Below are 14,900 nucleotides of genomic sequence, written 5' to 3'. Positions count from 1 at the left end.
AAAAATCATGCTGACCGACGCCGATCTTCGCTCCATTCGTGATGCTGGCATCATCGACGATGCCAAGCTCAAGGAAATCTCCGATTTCCTGACCAGCAGAAAGCGCGCCGATGTCGTCGCCAGCACGCCGCGCTTCGATCTGACCCACGTGCTCTGGTATGCCGGCGCGCTGATCATCATCGGCGCGATGGGTCTTTTCACCAATGAGGCATTCAATCGCATGGGTGGCTGGGCGCTTGCCGCCTGCGGCACGATCTATGCCGTGGTCTTTCTGGCAACCGGTCACTACCTCTGGCGCGACAAGAGCCTGCGCGTGCCCGCCGGGCTGCTGATCGCAGTTGCGGTATCGATGGTGCCATTGATCATCTACGGCATTCAGGATGCGCTCGACCTGTGGAAATATGCGCTCGGCAATCCCGGAGAGTACAAGAACTTCTATCCCTATGTGAACGGCAGCTGGCTCTACATGGAGATCGGCACAATCGTTGCGGCCCTGATCGCGATCTGGCGCTACCCCTTCCCCTTTATCCTGCTGGTTGGCGGCGTCGCGCTTTGGTTCATGTCGATGGATCTTGCCATGTGGTTCACGCGCGGCGCGGAAAGCTACGGCGACTGGGAAATCCGCCGGCAGGTGTCGCTGGTTTTCGGGTTGGCAATGATCGTCGCGGCCTGGGCGGTCGACGTCCTCAGGAAGGACGGCCCAGACTACCCCTTCTGGATCCACATCTTCGGCGTCATGGCCTTCTGGGGCGGCATGACGATGACGGATGGCGGTACGGAACTGCAGAAGCTTCTCTATTGCCTGATCAATATCGGGCTGGTCGGGCTCAGCTTGTTTCTCAATCGCCGCGTCTATGCGGTATTCGGAGCACTTGGTATCGCAACCTATCTCGGCTACCTCGCCAGCGAGGTGTTCCAGGACGTCATGTTGTTCTCCTTTGCGCTGTCGGCGATCGGCATTGCCATCATCGGCCTCGGTTTGCTGCTGCACCGCAACCGGGCAAGGCTGGCGGCGGCAATGAACGAGATCCTGCCGCCATCGCTGGCATGGCTGCGGCCGCAGCACGCCAAGACTGGTTGACGCCGGCGGTCCGCTTTTGGCGAGCCGGTGACTGCCCAGGCAACATAACCGACGGAAACGCCCCTCATTTGGTAACTGAGGGCGTTTCCGGCGGTGCTCTCGGCTAGGCGATCTTGTCGAAGAAGGTCATGCCCACATTGGCGATCAGCGAGCCACCGTCCACCGCCAGCACGGCACCATTGACGAAAGATGCTGCAGGCGACAGCAGCCAGGCGATAGCTTCGGCAGCTTCATCCGCTGTTCCGGCCCGACGCTGGGGAACATCCTCGCTGACCTTGGCATAGGCACCTTCCAGGTCTTCGGCGATGTTCATCGTCGCCATTTCCTCGTCGCCCATTTCGGTGCGAATCCATCCCGGTGCGACTATGTTGGCGCGCAGCCCGTTGCGGGCATGCTCATAGGCGATCGCCTGGGTCATCAGCGTGAGGCCGGCTTTCGAAGCGGAATAGGCAGCAAGTCCCGGACCGGTCTGAACCGCGCCGACCGAACTGACCGAGACGATGGCGCCCTTGCGCGCAAGCAAATGGGGAAGCGCCGTCTGCGCCAGCACGAAGGGGCCGGTGAGATTGACTGCAATCTGCTGGTTCCAGTTATCGAGCGAGGTTTCGGCAAAGGGCTTGGTGATGACGATACCGGCATTCAGCACCAGTCCGTCCAGCCGGCCGAACCGCGCCACGACCTCGTCAATCAACTTGCTGGCGGCGGCAGGGTTACCGATGTCGGCGACAAAAGGATGGATGCCTTCAGCGCGCTCTGCGACCGCATTCAGCGCATCGCCGCGTCGGCCGCAAATGGCGACGTCATACTCCCCCGCCAGTCGCAATGCCGTGGCGGCACCAATGCCGCTTCCTCCGCCCGTGACCAAAACGACGGGTCTACCACTGCTGCCTGGAACCAAGATAACCTCCTCCTGAATTATCTGAAAGTGCATATATATTCGGGAAGCAGAACTCTGTCGAGACAAGGCAGTGTCACTATGGTGGAACTGGCGGAAAAATTCACCGCAGGAACAACTCCGCGGCTGCGGCGCGGCCCGGCAGAAGCTGCCCCACAGCGCCAACTTCCATGCAAAGGAAAATAATGGTCTATAGAAATCCGGGATCGGACATCAGGATCGTGCCGCGTAAACACGCCTTGGCGGATTGCCTCCAATGACATTGAGAAGTGCAGATTTTCAGTTTATGGATCTATAAATGGCGGGCGCACCTTCCCTGACCCGTCGTGCATCTTTCACGGAGATCAGCATGCAGTTCCGGCCGGAAACGGATCGAACACCTTCGGCCGAACCCCTTCATCAGCAGACGGAATCATCGCAACAAAACCGAGCGGCAGCGGAAGACGGCCTACCACTTCCACAACGATATATCGCCGCGGCTGCGGTGCTCGCGGCCATCGTGCTGGCCGTGCTCGATGGCGCAATCGCCAATGTCGCCCTGCCCTCGATTTCGCAAACCCTTGCCGTCTCGCCATCCGCCTCGATCTGGGTCGTCACCAGCTATCAGCTGGCTCTGGTGGTGGGGTTGCTGCCCTGCGCCGCACTGGGGGAGAGTTTCGGCTTTCGCCGGGTGTTCACGACAGGCGTCATCGTCTTCACCCTTGCCTCCGCACTCTGCGCCCTTTCACCGTCGCTTGGCTGGTTGATCGCAGCGCGCTTCCTGCAGGGCCTGGGCGGTGCCGCCATCATGTCGCTGATTGCCGCACTTCTGCGTCTCACCTATCCACAGCGGCTGCTGGGAACGGCGATCGGATGGAATGCGCTGGCCGTGGCGCTATCATCAGCCGCCGGCCCGACGATCGGCGCCGCAATCCTGACGGTGGCGGATTGGCCCTGGCTGTTTGCCGTCAATGTCCCTGTCGGCGTGCTCGTGCTGATCGCCTCCCGCTTCCTGCCAACCAACCACGGCACGGGCAGGCGACTGGACCTGTTGAGCGTGATGCTGAATGCGGGCTTTTTCGCCCCTCTCGTGTTCGGCGCCGAATTGTTGTCATCGCGTCCCGCTATCGGTGCTGTACTGCTGGTCGCGGCAGTGATGAGCCTCGTCGCACTGATCCGCCGGGAATTGCATCGGCAAGCGCCGCTTATTCCGCTCGATCTGCTGCGCGCAATTCCGTTTCGCATCTCCGTCATCGCTTCGGTATGCTGCTTTACCGCCCAGATGGTGAGTTACGTCGCCCTGCCCTTCTACCTCCAGCAGGGCCTCGGGCTGCCAGCGCTCGAAACCGGCCTCTACATGACGCCATGGCCCCTGGCGGTCGCGCTTGCCGCGCCGATTTCGGGACATCTGTCTAACCGCATCCCGACTGCCTGGCTCTGCGCAGCCGGTGGGGTGTGTCTTGCTGTCGGCTTGCTTGGCTGCGCCCTATGGCCATTGCAGGATGATCTTACGCCGTTCATTCCGCTTTCCATCCTGTGCGGGCTCGGCTTCGGGTTTTTCCAGACGCCCAACAACCGCAACATGCTGCTTTCGGCGCCACGTGCCCGCAGCGGCGCCGCCGGCGGCATGCAGAGCACGGCGCGCCTGACCGGCCAGACGGTGGGCGCGGTGATCATGGCGCTGCTGTTCACCCAGATTTCGGCCGACATCGCGCCCCGCGTCGGGCTTGCACTGGCAGCGGCACTGGCGCTTGCGGGCGGTATCGTCAGCACGCTGCGGCTGGAAAAGTAGAGCCGGCAGCGCCAATGCGCTGCCGGCATAGGTGCCTTTACCGGTCGCTCGTTTCCCAGCGCGGATTGATCCAAGGTCGCTGATTGGAGCGCGCCAGACGCGGTTTGCCGAGGATGTGATCGGCCGCTTTCTCTCCGGTCATGATCGAGGGGCCGTTGAGGTTGCCATAGGTCAGGCGCGGAAAGATCGAGGAGTCGGCAACGCGAAGGCCTTCGACACCGATGACCTTCGTGTCCGGATCGACCACGGCCATGGGATCGTCTTTCGAGCCCATTTTGCAGGTACCGCTGGGATGATAGGCGCTTTCGAGATGTTCGCGCAGAAAGTTGTCGATCTCGGCGTCGGACTGTACCTTCTCGCCCGGCTGGATTTCCGGACCGCGGAAATCGCCGAAGGCTTGTTGCGCGAAGATTTCGCGAGTGAGCCGCACGCAGTGACGGAACTTCACCCAGTCTTCCTCGTGGCTCATATAGTTGAAGCGGATGACCGGATCGGCCATCGGATCGGGCGAGCGGAGTGTCACCGAACCGCGCGACTTCGAATGATTATAGCCGACATGGACCTGGAAGCCGTGGCTTTTGGCTGCCGCCTTGCCGTCATAGGAAATCGCCACCGGCAGGAAGTGAAACTGGATGTCCGGCTGCTTGACGCCGGGTGCCGAACGAACGAAAGCGCAGCTCTCGAACTGGTTCGACGTACCGAGACCGGATTTGGAAAACATCCATTGCGCGCCGGCAACGCCTTGCCAGAACCAGGGCAGCCAGGAATAGAGCGAGACCGGCTTGGTCGAGACCTGCTGGAAATAGAACTCCATATGGTCCATTAGGTTGGCGCCGACACCGGGGCGGTCGACCTTCACTTCGATGCCCATTTCCTTGAGATGCGCGGCCGGGCCGATGCCCGACAGCATCAATAGCTTCGGCGAGTTGAAGGACGAGGCCGAGACGATGACCTCGCGGTTAGCCCTGACGATCTCGATCCTGCCATCGCGTTCGATTTCCACGCCTGTGGCGCGGCCGTTCTCGATGACGATTCGGCGGGCAAAGCAGCGGACGAGCTCGACATTTTCACGCTTCAGCGCCGGCTTGAGATAGGCGTTTGCGGCGGACCAACGGCGACCCTGGTGGATCGTCTGCTCCATCAGGCCGAAGCCTTCCTGTTTCTCGCCGTTATAGTCCTCCGTCGTTTCGAAACCCGCCTGCTGGCCCGCCTCGACAAAGGCGCGGACGAGCGGGTTCTTCGCCGGCCCACGCTGGACATGCAGCGGACCGTCGGTGCCGCGCCAGCCCTCCTGCCCGCCCTTGGAATTTTCCTGCCGCTTGAAATAGGGTAGCACGTCGGCATAAGACCAGCCGGTGGCGCCTAGCTCGTCCCAGGTATCGAAGTCTTCGGCGCTACCGCGCACATAGACCATACCGTTGATCGAGGACGAGCCACCAATGACTTTTCCGCGTGGCGCGGTGATCCGGCGGTTGTTGAGGTTCGGCTCGGGCTCCGACAGATAGCCCCAATTGTAGCGCTTCATGCTCATCGGCCAGGCCAGAGCCGCCGGCATCTGGATGAACGGGCCGACATCGCTGCCGCCGAATTCCAGCACCAGAACCGTATTCTTGCCGTCCTCGGAAAGCCGGCTGGCCAATGCCGAACCCGCCGAACCCGAACCAATGATGATGAAATCCGCCTGCATCATTTACCTGCTTGCCTTATCTCAAAAGCCCCCTCATCCGGCCCTTCGGGCCACCTTCTCCCCGCCGGGGAGAAGAGGGAGCATGCCGCTTCAATGCCATTCAAATTAAACCGTTCGCACCCACGACGGTCGCGATTGGGCCGCCGACCGCGCCGCATTCCTCTTGTCCCCGACGGGGAGAAGGTGGCCCGAAGGGCCGGATGAGGGGGTGCCGCAAACACCAGGCGTCAATACGGCGCGTCCACCTTGCCCATTGCCACATAGACCGTCTTGATCTCGGAATAGTGGTTGATGGCTGCAGTCGAATTTTCGCGGCCGAAGCCGGATTGCTTGACGCCGCCGAACGGGATTTCCACCGGGCAGAGGTTGTACGTGTTGATCCACAGCGTGCCCGCTTCCAGCCGGTCGACGACCCGATGGCCGCGCGACAGATCGCGGGTGAAGACACCGGCCGAAAGCCCGAACTCGGTCGCATTCGCCCTCTCGATGACCTCGTCCTCGCCATCGAAATCGAGCACGCACATGACCGGTCCAAAAATTTCCTCGCGAGCGATGGTCATTGTGTCGGTCACATCAGCAAACACCGTCGGCTGGATATAGCAGCCGTCGGCGGAAACGTTGTTGGGGATCGCACCGCCCGTCACCAGGGTGGCGCCTTCGGCCTTGCCCTTGGCGATATAGGACAGGATCTTTTCCTGCTGAGCACGGTTGATCACCGGCCCGAGTTGGGTCGCCTCGTCCATCGGATCGCCGATCAGGATCGCTTCGGTGCGCGCCTTGAGGCGCGACAGGAATTCCTTCTTTACCGCTTTGTGAACGAAAACGCGGGTGCCGTTGGAGCAGACCTGGCCGGTGGAATAGAAATTGCCAAGCATCGCCCCACCGATGGCGGAATCGATATCGGCGTCGTCGAAGACGATCAGCGGCGACTTGCCGCCCAGTTCCATCGTCACGTGCTTGAGATGACCAGCAGCGGCTTCGGCCACCTTGCGACCGGTCGGTACCGAGCCGGTCAGCGACACCTTGGCGACGTCGGGGTGATTGACGAGCAGCGGGCCGGTTGAGCGATCGCCCTGGATGACATTGTAGAGACCCTTGGGCAGGCCGGCTTCGATGAGGATCTCGGCGATCTTCAGTGCGCCGAGCGGCGTATTTTCAGACGGCTTGAAAACCATGGCATTGCCACAGATCAGCGCCGGCGCACCCTTCCAGCAGGCGATCTGCTGGGGATAGTTCCAGGCACCGATGCCGACGCAGACGCCGAGCGGCACGCGCTTGGTATAGGCCCAGTCACCGCCGAGCGGGATGTGCTCGCCATTCAGCGCCGCAGCCGCAATGCCGCCGAAGAATTCGAAGGAATCCGCGCCCGACGCCGGATCGGCGACCGTGGTCTCCTGGATTGGCTTGCCGGTATCGAGCGTTTCGAGTTCGGCGAGTTCGCGATTGCGTTCGCGGATGATGTCTGCTGCGCGCTTGAGTATGCGGCCGCGTGCGCTGGGGCTTGCCTTTGCCCATTCGACCTGCGCTCGCTTGGCCGAAGCGATTGCTTTTTCGACAATCGCAGGCGTGGCGGCATGCAATCTCGCGATCACCTCGCCCGTTGCCGGATAGACGCTCTCGAACGGCGTACCGGCAGTATCCTCGACATATTCGCCATCGATGAAATGGCTGGCTTTCGGCTGTGCGCGCATTTTTACCTCTGCCGGATTTTACACCCGGTGCAATGAATGTTGCGAGCATATAAGCGCGAAGCCCTCGGATACTCCCTTTTAATGAGACCATATTCATAGTCTGTTTGCGACGGGATTTTTTCGCAAGCATCACCACCGGCATTGCACAAACAAAAAACGCGCATGGTCGGGCAACCATGCGCGTTTTTCGGGTGAGTACTAATGAACGATGCTCACCGTTTCAGCGTCGAGTTTCTTGCCCACCTTCTGATAGGCGACTTTCACCTTTTCGCCGACCTTGATGCCAGGATCCTTGAAGTTTGCCGGCAGGACGAAGGTATCGCCATTCGCCAGTTCCAGCGACTTGTGGGGAGCGTATGCCTTGACCGTACCGGTCATAGTCATGCTGGCCGCATAAGCCGCAGGAATGATTGCAAAGGAGCTGAGAACTACAACAGAAGCATAGAGCGCGCGCATAGGCGTCATCCTTCAATAACAACTCGGCGGGAACTGGGTCGTTCATCACGCCGTATCGCCACGTGGAACCGTCTGAAGTTGTCGCGTCGCACCCAAGTCGAATGATGCCGGCATCTTCCGGTTCCGTATGGATTATATACCTATGGTTACGCCATTCAAATTAATTCGCCTTAATATTTCCGGCGTAAATGCTTAACTATATTTAACATCTACTTTATTAAAGACTGCCGTATTTGAATAAAATCTGGCGGGATTGCGGCGAAAACTTGGCGATCGCAATCCCGCGACAATATTACTCACTCGCGGGAAACGTTATTCACCCCGTGGATAACGCTTTGAATCTTCGAGATTATCGAGGTTCATGTGGTTGCGCATGTAGCGCTCGGATGCCTTTTGCAACGGCTGGTGATCCCATGGGAAATAGGCACCGTTGCGCAACGCTTCGTAAACCACCCAGCGGCGCGCCTGGCTTTCACGCACCTCGGCATCGAAACGGCCGATGTCCCACCGTTCGCCAGCGCGCGCCTGAAACTGCGCCAGCACGCTGGCATGGGCGGAATTTCCAGCAAGATTTGTGCGCTCCAGCGGATCGGCATCCAGATCATAGAGCTGATCGGGATCCAGTGGGCAATGGATGTACTTCCACTTTCCCTCGCGGATGCAGACAAGCGGCGCATAGGATCCTTCGGCGGCGTATTCCATCAATACCGGCGACGTGCGCGCGCGGCCAATGATAACAGGCAGCAGGCTTTCGCCATCGGTCCAGGGCATCATCTCGCGCATCGGTACGCCGGCGAGATCGGCCAGCGTGGGCGCGATATCGAGATTGGAAACCGGCGCGAGATGGGTGCCAGGTGCAATGCCGGGGCCCGCGATCATCAATGGCACCCGCGCCGAACCCTCGAAGAAATTCATCTTGAACCAAAGGCCGCGTTCGCCCAGCATGTCGCCGTGATCCGAGCAGAAGAGGATGACGGTGTCATCGAGCTGGCGCGTGCGGGTCAGGGTGTCGATGAGTTCTCCGACCTTTTCATCGAGATAGGAAATGTTGGCGAAATAGGCACGACGCGAACGGCGGATATTCTCATCGCTCAGGTCGAAATTGGTGTAGTCGCAGGCCAGCATCAGCCGCTGGGAATGCGGATCCTGTTCTTCGAATGGGATCGCCGGCACCTTCGGCTCGAGATGCTCGCAATTCTCATACAGATCCCAGAACTTGCGACGCGCCACATAGGGATCATGCGGGTGGGTGAACGATGCAGTCACGCACCACGGCCGGCGATCCGCGTCATCGTTTTCCCGCGCCAGCTGGTAGATCTTCTGGTTGGCGAAGAAGGCCACCTCGTCGTCGTATTCCATCTGGTTGGTGATCTCGGCCACCCCTGCCCCGGTCACCGAACCGAGATTGTGATACCACCAGTCGATCCGCTCGCCCGGCTTGCGATAATCCGGCGTCCAGCCGAAGTCGGCGGGATAGATGTCGGTCGTCAATCGCTCCTCGAAGCCATGCAACTGGTCGGGTCCGACAAAGTGCATCTTGCCGGACAGGCAGGTGTAATAGCCCAGCCGCCGCAAATGGTGAGCATAGGTGGGAATGGCGGAGGCATATTCGGCGGCGTTGTCATAGACCTTCGTCCGGCTCGGCAGTTGGCCGGCCATCAGCGAAGCGCGCGCGGGCGCGCAAAGCGGCGAGGATGTGTAGTTGTTGACGAAACGGGCGGAGCGGGCGGCGAGCGCCTTCAGGTTCGGCGCATGCAGGAAATCGGCGGGGCCATCGGGAAAGAACGTCCCGTTGAGCTGGTCGACCATGATGATGAGAATGTTGGGCTTTGCCACCGCCATGTCCTGATGTTCCCGCTCGTCGTTGTCCACTCCCTCCTTTATAAGGCCAGCAGGAAAATCCGCAGCCCTCCAGGAGCAGAATTCTCGCCTGTTTGCGACGATATGGGTGGGCAACCGGGCCCTCATGGCAGCACGACATGTCTGCGGTTGCACGCTCGACCATATTTCGCCACTGTCACGGAACTATCACACTGGAAGAACTATTTATTCAATAATTTCAGTGAACTCTCGGCATGTTGCCAGCCGGAGTATTTCATGACCGCGCCATTGTCCGAGAAGATTTCGTTTCCCATCCGCTATGCCGGTGAAAAGCTGCTGTCGATGGCCAAGCTGGCTCTGCAGCCTGCCTTTCAGCCCTTGGTGGAGATCAATACTGGCGTCGTCTTCGGTTACGAATCCCTGATCCGGGGACATGACCAGATGGGGTTCGATGGGCCGCTCGAACTCATCGACCGGATGGCCGAAATAGGCCAGCTCGCAGCACTCGACCAGATGATGGCCGTGCGGGCGTTGAGCAAGTTCTCGTCGCTTGCCGATTATCGCTCGGCGACGCTGTTCATAAATCTCGACGTCAGGCTGATCCCGGAAGGGCAGGCCTTGCTCGACCTCTTGCTGCGCTATCTGCGGATGCACGCGATACCGCCGTCCTCGATCTGCTTCGAGCTCTCCGAACGCTTCGACAACACGGCCATTCCGGAATTTGCGTCGCTGGTGGCCCGGATGCATAAATCCGGCTTCAAGATCGCCATCGACGATTTCGGCGTCGGAAGGGGTGAGTTCAAACTGCTTTGCGATTATCCCGTCGACTATCTCAAGATCGACCGGCATTTTATCAGCGGCCTCGACAGGTCGCCCCGCAAGCAGCATCTGGTGCGCAACATCGTCGGCATTGCGCATGCGCTGGGTATCCGCGTCATTGCCGAGGGTGTCGAAACAGAAGCCGAATTCCTCGCCTGCCGCGAATATGGCGTCGACATGGTGCAGGGGTGGTACATCGCGCGTCCCAGCGTCAATGCAAGCGAACTGACGGGCTATTATCCGCATCTGGCGGAATCGGCAAAGCACCGGATGTCCGGTCCCTCCTTTGACGAACTCTTGATCCGCCGCCAGATCGAGAACCCGCCAGTCGCCTACGAGAACGATCCGATCGAACGTGTTTTCGAGATGTTCCGCCAGCATCCGGAGAGCAGCTACTTTCCCGTGCTGAACGCCAACAACGAGCCGCGCGGCATCATCCCGGAAAACCAGCTGAAGGAATACATCTACCATCCGTTCGGGCGCGATCTGCTCAAGAACCGCGACTACCTTCGTTCGGTTTCCTATTTCGTCAAGCCGGCGCCGATCGTCAGCCTCGATTCCGACACCAGCGGGCTCGTGAGCGCGTTTGCCAACATGGAGGGTTGCCAATGCGTGCTGCTGACCGAGAACATGCGCTTTGCAGGCGTCATCTCGGCGACGTCGCTGATCAGGATTCTCAACGAGAAGCAGTTGAAAACGGCGCAGGACCAGAACCCGCTGACCGGATTGCCGGGCAACCTCGCCATCGTCAACCACATGCGGTCGGTGGCGATGAATGCCGAGCAGGCGCGCTATCTCTGCTATTGCGACTTCGATAATTTCAAGCCGTTCAACGACCGCTACGGCTTCCATTCGGGGGACAAGGCGATCTGCCTGTTTGCCGCGCTGATGAAAAAGCACATCTTTTCCGGTCAGGACTTCATCGGTCATGTTGGCGGCGACGACTTTTTCCTCGGGCTGGAGGGATACGGGCAGTCCCGAACAGAGGCGATGCTTGGCGCGCTACTGGCTGAATTCAACGCCGAGGTTCGCCAACTCTATACATCAGAGGATCGGCAGGCCGGTTATATGCTGAGCCAGGATCGTGACGGCATGGAGCGGCAGATGCCCCTGATGCGCTGCTCGATCGGCGTGCTCGAATTGCCGGAGGGCATTCTGGTCAATGACCTCAACCGGATCAGCGCCGAAATCGCCAATGTCAAATCCAGCGCCAAGAAAAGCGAACTCGGGCTCAGCTTTAGCCGACTGAACGACTTCGGCATCGCAAGAGCGACAGCACCGGGCGCCGATGCTGCCTGATCCCTGTGAGAGTTCGGGGAGGTCAATTAGCCTCCCCAGAGATCGCCTGCACTGCGATAGAGCACGTAGCCGGCAACGACGAGAATGACTGCGGCGAAAATCCGGCTGAGCAAGTTCTTGCGGGCCGACAGCCGCGTCGCAAGCAGCATGCCGATCGCCCCGCCGGCAATACCGCCGCTGATAAACTCAGCTGCCACGCGCCAGTCCACCAGACCGGACATGGCATAGTTGAGCGCCGTCGCCAGACCGAACGTGCCAACCGCCAGCAGGGACGTGCCGACGGCGTTGATCATCGGCATGCCGGTCGCGATGATCAGCCCCGGCACGATCAGGAACCCGCCACCGATGCCGAAGAAACCGGAGGCAACGCCCGAAACAAGCGCCACGGCGGCGGTCGTGACGCACATTCGCATGTCCACCGGTCTTGGGCCGGAAGTCGCGACCCTGCGGGGTTTGAGCATCAGCCCGCCAACCACAACCATCACCAGCCCGAACAGAAACAACAGTTGCGTTCCGTCGATTGCCTTGCCGAGCGTCGACCCTAGTGCGGCGCCAAGTGTTCCCAGGAGAGCGAACACGATGGCGCAGCGCCACCAGACATGGCCCTTCCAGGCATGGCCGGCGAAGTTGGCAAACGCATTGATGGAGACGGCAAGCGCACCGGTGCCGATTGCCACATGCGGCTGGGCAATTCCGACGATGTAGATCAGCAGCGGCGTGGCCAGAATGGAACCGCCGCCGCCGACCAGGCCGAGCATCAGCCCGACCAATCCGCCGGAACCGACTGTCGCCAGCATAGTGGCGCTCACGATGCCCTCCGGGCGACGAACCTGTCGTGGACGACCATGCCGGCGACCATGAACACCACGAACAGCATGGTCTGGCCAAGCCCCAGTGACAGCGATGCGACAGCCGGACCGGGGCAGAAGCCGCCGAGACCCCAGCCGAAGCCGAAGATTGCCGAACCGACGATCAGTCGCCGGTCGATGCCACGTGTCGGAGGAAGATGAAAAGTATCGCCAAGAACCGGTTGGCGCATGCGCTTGACCAGCCACATGCCTGCCATGGAGACCACTACGGCGCCACCCAGCACAAAGGCCAGGGTCGGATCCCACGCGCCGGTCACGTCCAGAAAGCCCTGTACGCGGGCCGGATTGAGCATGCCCGAAAGCGCCAGTCCGAAACCGAAAACGATGCCCGAGGCGAGGGCGGCGAGCGCCTGCAATCTGTTGTTTCTCACAGGCCTGCCCCCCTGATAATGGCGACGGCGACAACACCGGCCGCAAGGAATGTCGCCACAGCAGCGATGGAACGCGGTGAAAGGCGGGCCAGACCGACCACGCCGTGACCGCTCGTGCAGCCCGAACCCATGCGGGAACCGAAGCCGACCAGAAGTCCTGCCGCCATGATGATCGGCAAAGAGGCACTGATGGTGATCTCGGGCCAGCGGCCAAAGAAGAGAAGATACACAGCCGGGCCAATCAGAAGCCCGGCTACGAAAGCAGCGTTGACGTAAGCGTTCACGCCCTGCGCCAGCCGGCCGACAATGCCGCTGATGCCGGCGACCCGGCCGTTGAGTGTCAGGAAAATCACCGCCGACAGGCCAATGAACGCACCGCCGGCAAGGGCAGTCAAATAGGTGGTCATGCTGTTTCTCCGTCAGCGCAAAATATGGTGTAGAGAGCGGCGATCAGCCGCGTCGTCTTTTCGGCTGTCAGCCAGTAGAAGATCTGCTTTCCCTCGCGCCGGGTTTCGACGATCCCGGCCTCGCGCAGCACTGTCAGTTGCTGGGAGAGAGTCGGCTGGTGAATGCCAAGCTTCTCCTCAAGTTCACTGACCGAATATTCGCCCTGCACAAGCGTGCAGACGAGCATAAGCCGGGCGGGATGGGCCAGCGTCTTGAGAATGGCCGTCACTTCCTTGGCCCGGGCCTCCATGATTTCAGGAGACATTTCGACCTTGCCCATCATTTCCTGAATGCTGCCGTTCACCATGTGGCTCCCCCCAAGGCGTCGAGCGGGATCTTCAGGTAGCGCCGGCCGTTTGCTTCAGGCTCGGGCAGCCTGCCGCCACGGGTGTTGACCTGAAGCGCGTGCAGAATGAGCTTCGGCATCGGCAGGGTCTTGTCACGGGCAGTGCGCAACTCCACGAATGCCTGCTCGCTGACACCGACCAGATGCGCGTTGGCCCGCTTTTGCTCGGCCACCGTACTTTCCCAGCGCGGCGCACGGCCGCCGGGCTGGTAATCGTGGCCGGTAAACAGGCGCGTGTCATCCGGCAAGGCCAGAATGTCCTGCAACGACTTCCACAGCACGCGCGCATCGCCACCTGGGAAGTCGGCGCGTGCAGTGCCGCTATCGGGCATGAACATCGTGTCATGGACAAAGGCGGCATCGCCAATGACATAGGTGATCGAGGCCAGCGTATGCCCCGGCGAGAACATGACGTGCGCGTCGATGGAACCGACCTTGAATGTGTCGCCATGTGCAAACAGCCGATCCCATTGTGAACCGTCCGCGCGGAATTCAGGCCAGTTGTAGATATCCTTCCAGAGGCGCTGCACATCGACCACCCGCTCGCCAATTGCGGTCGGCGCGCCAGTCTTCTCCTTGAGATACGTGGCAGCCGAAAAATGGTCGGCATGCGGATGGGTGTCGAGGATCCACTCGACCGTGAGGCCCTTCTTTGCAATGAAGTTCAGGATCGCGTCAGCGCTGTGCGTCGAGGTCGAGCCCGATTTCTCGTCATAATCGAGCACCGGATCGATGATCGCGCACTTGCGGGTCTCGGGGTCGGAGACCACATACTGGACGCTCCATGTCCGCGGATCAAAAAAGCCCTCGACCTCCGGCTTGCGAACGGAATTTGCCTTCAGCCACTTTTCCGCAGAGGTCAGGTCGTAGCCATGGGCGCTGCCGAATCCGGCCAGATCGGCGATCTTCATCCGGCCATCCAGGACTTCGCCAATGGCATGCAGCGCAATGGCGCGCGAACCGCCCTTGCAGTGGGCGAGCACGGGGCCACTCGCCTTGGCAACCGCGGCCTGGAAGGCGCGGACATCGGCGAGCGTGATCGTCGGCATCGTGACCGGAATGAAGTCATAGGCAAGGCCCGCGGTGCCGGCTGCTGCCGCCTCGACCTTGTTACCGGGCTGGCTGGACTCCTCTCCATCCGGACGCAGGTTTATCAGGGTGGTGAAACCCTGGCTGCCCAACGATGTGATTTCCTCTGCCTGGGGCTGACCTGAAACAGAAAGCCTCTCCGTGATCGCCGTGATTTTCATGGCTGGTCCCTTTGTTAAACTACATTATACATTTTCATATATTGTATAATGTCTGCGCATTCAAGTGCGGAATTGGCGCTTTTTCGCACGCCTGAAA

General features: G+C 60.4%; 13 protein-coding genes. 3 read left to right on the top strand and 10 right to left on the bottom strand.

Annotated elements, in window-relative coordinates; all coding sequences use genetic code 11:
- Positions 1-7 precede the first annotated feature (7 nt).
- On the top strand, positions 8-1,081 hold the full coding sequence (locus JJB09_RS02355; RefSeq protein ID WP_210341633.1) for a hypothetical protein: 1,074 nt from the start codon (positions 8-10) through the stop codon (positions 1,079-1,081).
- Between the two features lie 103 nt (positions 1,082-1,184).
- Here JJB09_RS02355 and JJB09_RS02350 read toward each other — a convergent pair whose 3' ends face one another.
- Positions 1,185-1,979 carry an SDR family NAD(P)-dependent oxidoreductase gene (locus tag JJB09_RS02350; protein ID WP_246748532.1) on the bottom strand — a complete coding sequence of 265 codons (795 nt, stop codon included), beginning with the start codon at positions 1,977-1,979 and terminating at the stop codon, positions 1,185-1,187.
- Between the two features lie 295 nt (positions 1,980-2,274).
- Here JJB09_RS02350 and JJB09_RS02345 point away from each other — a divergent pair, with 295 nt between their 5' ends.
- Complete coding sequence (locus JJB09_RS02345; protein ID WP_201652454.1) at positions 2,275-3,747, top strand: MFS transporter; 1,473 nt, start codon at positions 2,275-2,277, stop codon at positions 3,745-3,747.
- 37 nt (positions 3,748-3,784) lie between these two features.
- Here JJB09_RS02345 and betA read toward each other — a convergent pair whose 3' ends face one another.
- The 4 genes from betA to betC form a co-directional block, all read right to left on the bottom strand.
- Positions 3,785-5,434 (bottom strand): choline dehydrogenase, encoded by a 1,650-nt coding sequence (gene betA, locus JJB09_RS02340; RefSeq protein ID WP_201652713.1) that lies wholly within the window; start codon positions 5,432-5,434, stop codon positions 3,785-3,787.
- A 227-nt stretch (positions 5,435-5,661) separates the two neighbouring features.
- Positions 5,662-7,125, bottom strand: coding sequence for a betaine-aldehyde dehydrogenase (betB, locus tag JJB09_RS02335; protein WP_201652451.1), 1,464 nt, complete (start codon positions 7,123-7,125; stop codon positions 5,662-5,664).
- A 198-nt stretch (positions 7,126-7,323) separates the two neighbouring features.
- A complete protein-coding gene (locus tag JJB09_RS02330) occupies positions 7,324-7,581 on the bottom strand; it encodes a DUF1344 domain-containing protein (RefSeq protein WP_201652448.1) in 258 nt (85 codons plus the stop codon).
- A gap of 312 nt (positions 7,582-7,893) precedes the next feature.
- Complete coding sequence (gene betC / locus JJB09_RS02325; protein ID WP_201652710.1) at positions 7,894-9,423, bottom strand: choline-sulfatase; 1,530 nt, start codon at positions 9,421-9,423, stop codon at positions 7,894-7,896.
- Positions 9,424-9,678: 255 nt separating this feature from the next.
- Between betC and JJB09_RS02320 the strand changes: the two genes are divergently transcribed.
- Entirely contained in the window at positions 9,679-11,520 is a 1,842-nt protein-coding gene (locus JJB09_RS02320; RefSeq protein WP_201652446.1) for a bifunctional diguanylate cyclase/phosphodiesterase, read from the top strand.
- Between the two features lie 26 nt (positions 11,521-11,546).
- Here JJB09_RS02320 and JJB09_RS02315 read toward each other — a convergent pair whose 3' ends face one another.
- From JJB09_RS02315 to blh, 5 genes are read right to left on the bottom strand one after another with little or no spacing between them, the layout of a single operon-like run.
- Positions 11,547-12,329, bottom strand: a complete 783-nt coding sequence (locus JJB09_RS02315) for a sulfite exporter TauE/SafE family protein (RefSeq protein ID WP_343228974.1) — start codon at positions 12,327-12,329, stop codon at positions 11,547-11,549.
- Complete coding sequence (locus JJB09_RS02310; protein WP_201652443.1) at positions 12,326-12,760, bottom strand: DUF6691 family protein; 435 nt, start codon at positions 12,758-12,760, stop codon at positions 12,326-12,328. The genes JJB09_RS02315 and JJB09_RS02310 overlap by 4 nt, the downstream gene beginning before the upstream one ends.
- Positions 12,757-13,167, bottom strand: a complete 411-nt coding sequence (locus JJB09_RS02305; RefSeq protein WP_201652441.1) for a YeeE/YedE family protein — start codon at positions 13,165-13,167, stop codon at positions 12,757-12,759. The genes JJB09_RS02310 and JJB09_RS02305 overlap by 4 nt, the downstream gene beginning before the upstream one ends.
- Positions 13,164-13,514 (bottom strand): sulfite-sensing transcriptional repressor BigR, encoded by a 351-nt coding sequence (bigR, locus tag JJB09_RS02300; protein ID WP_201652438.1) that lies wholly within the window; start codon positions 13,512-13,514, stop codon positions 13,164-13,166. The genes JJB09_RS02305 and bigR overlap by 4 nt, the downstream gene beginning before the upstream one ends.
- The gene (gene blh, locus JJB09_RS02295) at positions 13,508-14,803 is read right to left on the bottom strand and encodes a bifunctional sulfur transferase/dioxygenase Blh (protein ID WP_201652435.1); all 1,296 of its coding nucleotides are present in this window, start codon (positions 14,801-14,803) and stop codon (positions 13,508-13,510) included. Before blh ends, bigR begins: the two co-directional genes overlap by 7 nt.
- Positions 14,804-14,900: the final 97 nt, after the last annotated feature.

Source organism: Phytoamicus setariae (assembly GCF_016722925.1).
Lineage (GTDB): Bacteria > Pseudomonadota > Alphaproteobacteria > Rhizobiales > Rhizobiaceae > Rhizobium_E > Rhizobium_E setariae.
The sequence above is the reverse complement of the archived record's forward strand: the minus strand, read 5'-3'. Positions and strand labels throughout refer to the sequence as shown.

What these genes read in the sequence shown, in the direction of transcription:
- JJB09_RS02355 (WP_210341633.1), top strand. Translation starts at nt 8, where the DNA reads ATGCTGACCGACGCCGATCTTCGCTCCATTCGTGATGCTGGCATCATC.
- JJB09_RS02345 (WP_201652454.1), top strand. Translation starts at nt 2,275, where the DNA reads ATGGCGGGCGCACCTTCCCTGACCCGTCGTGCATCTTTCACGGAGATC.
- betA (WP_201652713.1), bottom strand. Translation starts at nt 5,434, where the DNA reads ATGCAGGCGGATTTCATCATCATTGGTTCGGGTTCGGCGGGTTCGGCA.
- betB (WP_201652451.1), bottom strand. Translation starts at nt 7,125, where the DNA reads ATGCGCGCACAGCCGAAAGCCAGCCATTTCATCGATGGCGAATATGTC.
- JJB09_RS02330 (WP_201652448.1), bottom strand. Translation starts at nt 7,581, where the DNA reads ATGCGCGCGCTCTATGCTTCTGTTGTAGTTCTCAGCTCCTTTGCAATC.
- betC (WP_201652710.1), bottom strand. Translation starts at nt 9,423, where the DNA reads ATGGCGGTGGCAAAGCCCAACATTCTCATCATCATGGTCGACCAGCTC.
- JJB09_RS02320 (WP_201652446.1), top strand. Translation starts at nt 9,679, where the DNA reads ATGACCGCGCCATTGTCCGAGAAGATTTCGTTTCCCATCCGCTATGCC.
- JJB09_RS02305 (WP_201652441.1), bottom strand. Translation starts at nt 13,167, where the DNA reads ATGACCACCTATTTGACTGCCCTTGCCGGCGGTGCGTTCATTGGCCTG.
- bigR (WP_201652438.1), bottom strand. Translation starts at nt 13,514, where the DNA reads ATGGTGAACGGCAGCATTCAGGAAATGATGGGCAAGGTCGAAATGTCT.
- blh (WP_201652435.1), bottom strand. Translation starts at nt 14,803, where the DNA reads ATGAAAATCACGGCGATCACGGAGAGGCTTTCTGTTTCAGGTCAGCCC.